The organism is Streptomyces sp. NPDC058751 (genome assembly GCF_042746485.1).
GTDB lineage: Bacteria > Actinomycetota > Actinomycetes > Streptomycetales > Streptomycetaceae > Streptomyces.
On the sequence record NZ_JBHYPZ010000074.1, the window covers coordinates 24231 to 31316 of the forward strand.

Below are 7086 nucleotides of genomic sequence, written 5' to 3' on the forward strand. Positions count from 1 at the left end.
GCGCAGTATATCCGGGTGGGAGAAGAATTGTCAAACAAGGGGTCGCACACAGAATTCCCCGACGATGAACTGCGAAGTGAGCAGGAATTCATCGACGGGTTGTACGCCCGTGTGGACGCCCTGCGCGGCGCCACCGAGACCTCCGTCGAGGACGCGCTCGCCCAGGGCAACACCCCCATGCAGGCCCGGCTCGAACGGGACGTCCTGGTCGCCGAACGCTCGGGACTGCTGGCCGCGCTGAACGCCGTGGACGGCTCGCTCTGCTTCGGCCGCATCGACCTGGCACCCGTGGAAGGGGCGCCTCCCGGCGGCGTCACCCACCACATCGGCCGGATCGGCATCCGCGCCGACGACCTCGAACGCACCCCGGTCCTCATCGACTGGCGGGCCCCGGTCGCCCGCCCCTTCTACCTGGCCACCGGACACACCCCGATGGGCCTGCGCCGCCGCCGGCACATCGGCACCGCGGGCCGGCACGTCACCTCCCTGCACGACGAGATCCTCGACCTCGGCGACCGCGAACGCACCGGACACGAGGACCCCACCGGCGACGCCGTGCTGCTCGCCGCGCTCAACTCGGCCCGCACCGGCCGGATGAGCGACATCGTGCAGACCATCCAGGCCGAGCAGGACCGGATCATCCGCGCGCCGCACCGGGGCGTCATGGTCGTCGAGGGCGGCCCCGGCACCGGCAAGACGGCCGTCGCCCTGCACCGCGCCGCGTACCTGCTCTACGAGCACCGCGAACTGCTCGCCAAGCGGGCCGTCCTGATCGTCGGCCCCAACCCGGCCTTCCTCGGCTACATCGGCGAGGTGCTGCCCTCGCTCGGCGAGACCGGCGTGCTGCTCTCCACCGTCGGCGAGCTCTTCCCCGGCGTCCACGCGAGGGCCGCCGACACCCCGGAGGCGGCCGCGGTGAAGGGCCGCGCCGGGATGGCCGACGTCCTCGCCGAGGTCGTCCGGGACCGGCAGGCCCTGCCCGACCCGGTGATCGCCGTCGAGCACGACAGGGACGTCCTGATGCTCGACGCGGGCCTCGTCCGGGTCGCCCGGGAACGCACCCGCGCGGCCGGCCTGCCCCACAACGCGGCCCGCGAGTACTTCGAGGGCCACATCCTCAACACGCTCACCGACATGCTCGCCGAACGCATCGGCACGGACCCCTTCGACGGCTCCAACCTCCTCGACGCGAGCGACATCACCCAGATCCGCGACGAACTCGCCGAGAACCCCGAGGTCTGGTCGGCCGTCGACCTGCTGTGGCCGCGACTGACCCCGCAGCGGCTGGTCGCCGACTTCCTGGCCGATCCGTACGGCTACCTCCCGGACGAGGACGCGGCGGCGGTCCACCGCCCCTCGACCCGGGTCGGCGACTGGACCGCCGGGGACGTCCCGCTGCTGGACGAGGCGGCCGAACTCCTCGGCGAGGACGACCGGGTCGCACGCGCGCTGGCCGACCGGGAACGCCGTACCCAGATCGCCTACGCCCAGGGCGTCCTGGACGTCTCCTACGCCTCGCGGACCTACGAGTTCGACGACAAGGACGAGGAGGACTCCGAGATCCTGTCCGCGCACGACATCATCGACGCCGAGCGGATGGCCGAGCGGCACGAGGAGGACGACCACCGCAGCGCCGCCGAACGCGCCGCCGCCGACCGGACGTGGGCCTTCGGCCACATCATCGTGGACGAGGCGCAGGAACTGTCGCCGATGGCGTGGCGGCTGCTGATGCGGCGCAGCCCCACGCGGTCGATGACCCTCGTCGGCGATCCCGCGCAGACCGCCGAGGCGGCGGGGGTCGGGTCCTGGGAGGAGATCCTCTCCCCGTACGTCGAGGACCGCTGGGAGCACACCCGGCTCGGCGTCAACTACCGCACCCCGTCCGAGATCATGGACGTCGCCGCCGGTGTGGTGCGGGCCGAGCGCCCCGGGTTCGAGCCGCCGCGCTCCGTCCGGTCCACCGGGGTACGGCCCTGGGCCAGGGAGGCCGGGGGCGACCTGCCCGGCGCGGTCGCCGGGGCCGTCACCGAGCTGACCCCGGCCGAGGGACGGCTCGCGGTGATCGCGCCGCGGGCCCTGCACCCCGCGCTCGCCGCCCGGCTGGACGGGGTGACGGCGGGCGGGGAGCCGGACCTCACCCGCACGGTGGTCCTCCTCGACCCCCGGCAGGCCAAGGGCCTCGAATTCGACTCCGTCCTGGTCGTCGAGCCCGCGTCGTACGGGACGAGCGACCTGTACGTGGCACTGACCCGGGCCACCCAGGCGCTGGGCGTCCTGTACACCGGCGAACTGCCCGCCTCGCTGCGGGGCACCGGCCTGGAGTGACCGTCCACGTCCGGCCCCGGCGTCTTCCACCGGGGCCGGACACGCCCTAGGCCCTGTCGTCAAATCCCCGTCTGCCCGGCGACGCCATGCACGCCCTCTCGCCGTACCGGGCCCCGACCCAAGTACATCCAGTACGAGGGCCGGGGCCCGGCACGCCGAGAGCACGCACCTGACGTCGCCGGGCCCGCCCTCCGGGCGGACGACGGGGATTTGACGACAGGACCTAGGCGGGCCGCAGCCACACCGTCGCGAGGGGCGGCAGGGTCAGCCGGATGCTGGCCGCGCGGCCGTGCCAGGGCGTCGGTTCCGGTTTGACGGGGTCGGGGTTGGTGACGTCACCGCCCCCGTAGCGGGCGGTGTCGGTGTTGAGGATCTCGTGCCAGGCCGGCACGTCATCGGGGACGCCGAGGCGGTAGTCGTGGCGGACGGCGGGGGAGAAGTGGGAGACGGCGAGGAGCGGGGTGCCGTCGGCGGCGTGGCGCAGGAAGGCGAAGACGTTGTCGTCGGCCGAGTCACCGGTGATCCAGGCGAAGCCGGACGGATCGGTGTCGCGCTCCCACAGCGCGGGCTCGTCCCGGTAGACGGCGTTGAGGTCGCGGACGAGGTCGCGGACGCCACGGTGGTCCGCTTCGGCACCGTAGGAGGGGTCGAGGAGCCACCAGTCGGGGCCGTGGGCCTCGGACCACTCGGCACCCTGGGCGAACTCCTGCCCCATGAAGAGGAGTTGCTTGCCCGGGTGGGCCCACATGAAGGCGAGGTAGGCGCGCAGGTCGGCACGCCGGCGCCACCAGTCCCCGGGCATCTTGGAGACCAGCGAGCGTTTGCCGTGCACGACCTCGTCGTGGGATATCGGCAGGACGTAGTTCTCGCTGTAGGCGTACACCATCGAGAAGGTCATCTCGTCGTGGTGGTACTTGCGGTGAACCGGGTCGTGGGACACGTAGTCCAGCGAGTCGTGCATCCACCCCATGTTCCACTTCAGCCCGAACCCCAGCCCGCCGAAGCCTCCCGGGCCGGAGTGGTGGGTGGCCCGGGTGACGCCGTCCCAGGCGGTGGACTCCTCGGCGACGGTGACCACGCCGGGGTTGCGGCGGTAGACGGTGGCGTTCATCTCCTGGAGGAAGGCGACGGCGTCCAGGTTCTCGCGGCCGCCGTGCTCGTTGGGGACCCACTGGCCGGGCTCACGGGAGTAGTCGAGGTAGAGCATGGAGGCGACGGCGTCGACGCGCAGGCCGTCGATGTGGAACTCCTCGCACCAGTAGGTGGCGTTGGCGACGAGGAAGTTGCGGACCTCGCGGCGGCCGTAGTCGAACTCCAGGGTGCCCCAGTCGGGGTGGTCGGCGCGCCGGGGGTCGGCGTGTTCGTAGAGCGGGCGGCCGTCGAACTCGGCGAGGGCCCACTCGTCGCGGGGGAAGTGGGCGGGCACCCAGTCCATGAGGACACCGACACCGGCCCGGTGCAGGGAGTCGACGAGGTGCTTGAAGTCGTCGGGGGTGCCCAGGCGCGCGGTGGGCGCGTAGAAGCCGGTGACCTGGTAGCCCCAGGAGCCGCCGAAGGGGTGCTCGGCGACGGGCATCAGCTCGACGTGGGTGAAGCCGAGGTCGGCGACGTAGGCGGGGAGCTGGTCGGCGAGCTGACGGTAGGTCAGACCCGGCCGCCAGGACGGCAGATGGACCTCGTACACCGAGAACGGCGCTTCGTGGACCGGCCGCTCCGCCCTCTTCGCCATCCACTCCGCGTCCCGCCACTCGTGGTGGGACGCGTGGACGATCGACGACGTGGCGGGCGGTGCCTCGGTGCGGCGCGCCATCGGGTCGGCCCGCAGCGTGCGGGACCCGTCGGGCCGGGTGATGTCGAACTTGTACAGCTCGCCCTCCCCGACCGCCGGAACGAACAGCTCCCACACCCCGGAGGAGCCCAGCGACCGCATCGGATGCCCCGTGCCGTCCCAGAAGTTGAAGCCGCCGGCCACCCGGACCCCGCGGGCGTTCGGGGCCCACACGGTGAACCGCGTCCCGGCGACGCCCTGGTGCTCCATCGGCTCGGCGCCGAGCGCCCGCCACAGCTCCTCGTGCCGGCCCTCGCCGATCAGATGCAGGTCCAGCTCGCCGAGGGCGGGCAGGAACCGGTACGCGTCCTCGGTCTCCAGCACCGTCCCCTCGTAGGCCACGAGCAGCCGGTACGAGTCCGGGACCGCGCGCAGCGGCAGCATCCCCGAGAAGAAGCCGTCCCCGTCGTCGCGCAGTTCCGCGCGCAGGCCGTCCGTGACGACGGTGACCCCGAGCGCGTACGGGCGGAAGGCCCGGAAGCCGACGCCGCCCGGCACCGGATGGGCGCCGAGCACTCCGTGCGGATCGTGGTGCGTGCCGTCGAGCAGCCGCTGCCGGTCCGCCGGACCGGCAGCGGCGTGCACGGCTCCGCTCCCGGCCGGCACGGGACCGCTCCCAGGCTCCTCGGGACGGCTCCCGGGCTCCTCGGGACGGCTCCCGGGCTCCTCGGGACGGCTCCCGGGCTTCTCGGGACGGCTCCCGGGCTTCTCGGGACGGCTCCCGGCCGGTACGGGACCGGCCGTCTCCCGGCCCCCGGCCGGCCTTTCGGCCGGTGCCTTCCCGGCCGCCTTCCTCCCGGCCGTCGGACGCTCGGCGGGGGTCCTCTTCTCGGCGGCCGGTTTCTTCGCGCTGTTCTTCTTCGGTGTGTCCTCGGACCGGGGGCGGGGCGTCACGGGCGGGGCCTCCTCGGGCGGGTGAACTGGGGGCGGGCACAGGGGGATCAGGGTGATGCGGCCAGCCGCCGTACCGCCGCCAGCGGAACCGGCAGCCAGTCCGGGCGGTGCCGGGCCTCGTACACGACCTCGTACACCGCCTTGTCGGTCTCGAAGGCGCGCAGCAGTACGGGATCCGTGCGCGGGTCGAGGCCGCCGGCCTCGGCGTATCCGGTGCAGTAGGCGGCCCGGCAGGTGTCGGCCCAGCCGGCCTCCGACGGTGTCCCGACGGTTCCGGGCACCGGGGGGACGGAGTGGGCCGCGTAGTCGAAGGAGCGCAGCATGCCCGCGACATCGCGTGCCGGGGGCTGGGGCATCCGGCGCTCGGCGAGCGGTTTCGACGGTTCGCCCTCGAAGTCGATGAGCGACCACCGGCCGTCCGGGGAGCGCAGGCACTGGCCGAGGTGCAGATCGCCGTGGATGCGCTGCGCCGTCCAGGTGTGGCCCTCGGAGGACAGGTCGGCGAGCGCCTCGAACGCGGTCCGCAGGCCGGGCGCGTGCGGCCGGAGCGCGGGCACCGCCCGCGCGGCGGCGTCCAGCCGCTCGGCCATCGCGTCGGCCATCGGCCGCACCTGGGCGTGGCCCAGGGACACCACGGGCAGCGCGCGGGCCAGCGCCGTGTGCACCTCCGCGGTGGCGCGCCCCAGCGCCCGCGCCTCGGCGGTGAAGTCCTCGCCCTTGGCGAGCTCGCGCAGCGCCAGCTCCCAGCCGTCCGAGGCGCCCTGCACGAACGGCTGGAGCACGCCCAGGACGTACGGCTGCCCGGACAGTTCGGTCCGCAGCCAGGCGGTGGGGGCCGGGACCCGGGCGCAGCCCTCGCGGGCCAGGGCCATCGGCAGTTCGAGGTCGGGGTTGATCCCGGGAACGATCCGGCGCAGCAGCTTGAGGATGAACGTGTCCCCGTACACCACGGACGAGTTGGACTGCTCGGCGGTCATCATCCGCGGCACCAGACCGGACCGTATCTCCTGGCCGGCGTCCCGCTCGAAGCGCAGCCCGCCGATGCGGGCCCGGGAGCGCAGGGCCTCCAGGAGGACATCGGCGGGCTGGGGGTCGTACAGGGCCTCGTACACCGTGCGTCCGGCGAGCGGTCCCTCCGTCAGGTGTCCGATCAGGGCCGGGGCCAGCCGGGGCGGCAGCGCCTCGCGTACGCCGATCAGTAACTGGTAGCAGTCGCCGGGGACGGACGGGGCGCCCGGTGCGGGCGGCTGGTGTGCCCGCGTCAGCAGGTGGTAGAGGCCCAGCGGGCCCTTCGCCGGCAGCAGCTCGGTGGCGGTGACCGGCGAGAGTCCCGTGACGGGCCGTCCCTTGCCGGCGAACCAGCGCTGCCGTGGCAGCCAGTCGCGCAGCAGGGGGTCCAGGGACGCCAGGAGGCCGGGACCTGGAGGCGCGGTGCGTGTGACGGCTTCCGACATGGGTCGCGTCCTTTCCCCGGGGGGCGGGGGGTTATTCATGCGTGCCCCGGGCGCAGCCGTGGAAACCGCCCTGCCGGGGGCCTTTTCGGTCGGGTCTGTCCAGGAGATTTCCTGCGGACACGGCACAAGGGTGTCCAATTCCGGTGTGTGACACCAGACCTGGACACCCTCGCGCCGTTCACTCCCGCTCGCGCCCCCGGGACCGGAGCCGGGGAGCGTGAGGACGGCGGGACGGCGTCCCGGACCGGGGGAGGCTCGTCGCTAGACGGCTTCCCTGCGCAGGCGGAACCAGTAGAAGCCGTGGCCGGCGAGGGTCAGCAGGTAGGGCAGTTCGCCGATGGCGGGGAACCGGACGCCGCCGATCAGTTCGACGGGGTGCCTGCCGTCGAACGCGCGCAGGTCGAGCTCGGTGGGCTGGGCGAAGCGCGAGAAGTTGTGCACGCACAGCACCAGGTCGTCGTCCTCTCCGGCCTCGTCCGGGGGTGCCTCGCGCAGGAAGGCGAGGACGGCGGGGTTGGTGGAGGGGAGTTCGGTGTAGGAGCCGAGTCCGAAGGCCTTGTTCTGTTTGCGGATCTCGATCATGCG

At 73.3% G+C, this 7086-nt stretch carries 4 protein-coding genes; 1 reads left to right on the forward strand and 3 read right to left on the reverse strand.

The features are described 5' to 3' along the window. Nucleotides 1-9 precede the first annotated feature (9 nt). Complete coding sequence (locus ACFW6B_RS39775; protein ID WP_386604580.1) at nucleotides 10-2325, forward strand: HelD family protein; 2316 nt, start codon at nucleotides 10-12, stop codon at nucleotides 2323-2325. Nucleotides 2326-2548: 223 nt separating this feature from the next. Here the strand turns inward: ACFW6B_RS39775 and glgB are convergent, their stop codons facing one another. The 3 genes from glgB to ACFW6B_RS39790 form a co-directional block, all read right to left on the reverse strand. Beyond that, nucleotides 2549-5047 (reverse strand): 1,4-alpha-glucan branching enzyme, encoded by a 2499-nt coding sequence (glgB, locus tag ACFW6B_RS39780; RefSeq protein WP_386604568.1) that lies wholly within the window; start codon nucleotides 5045-5047, stop codon nucleotides 2549-2551. A 47-nt stretch (nucleotides 5048-5094) separates the two neighbouring features. Next, nucleotides 5095-6501, reverse strand: a complete 1407-nt coding sequence (locus ACFW6B_RS39785; protein ID WP_386604570.1) for a phosphotransferase — start codon at nucleotides 6499-6501, stop codon at nucleotides 5095-5097. Nucleotides 6502-6762: 261 nt separating this feature from the next. Continuing rightward, nucleotides 6763-7086: alpha-glucosidase C-terminal domain-containing protein (locus tag ACFW6B_RS39790; protein ID WP_386604572.1), on the reverse strand; the 324-nt coding region annotated here is incomplete at its 5' end.

Coding starts and splice junctions, on each gene's coding strand:
- ACFW6B_RS39785 (WP_386604570.1), bottom strand. CDS start 6,501: ATGTCGGAAGCCGTCACACGCACCGCGCCTCCAGGTCCCGGCCTCCTG.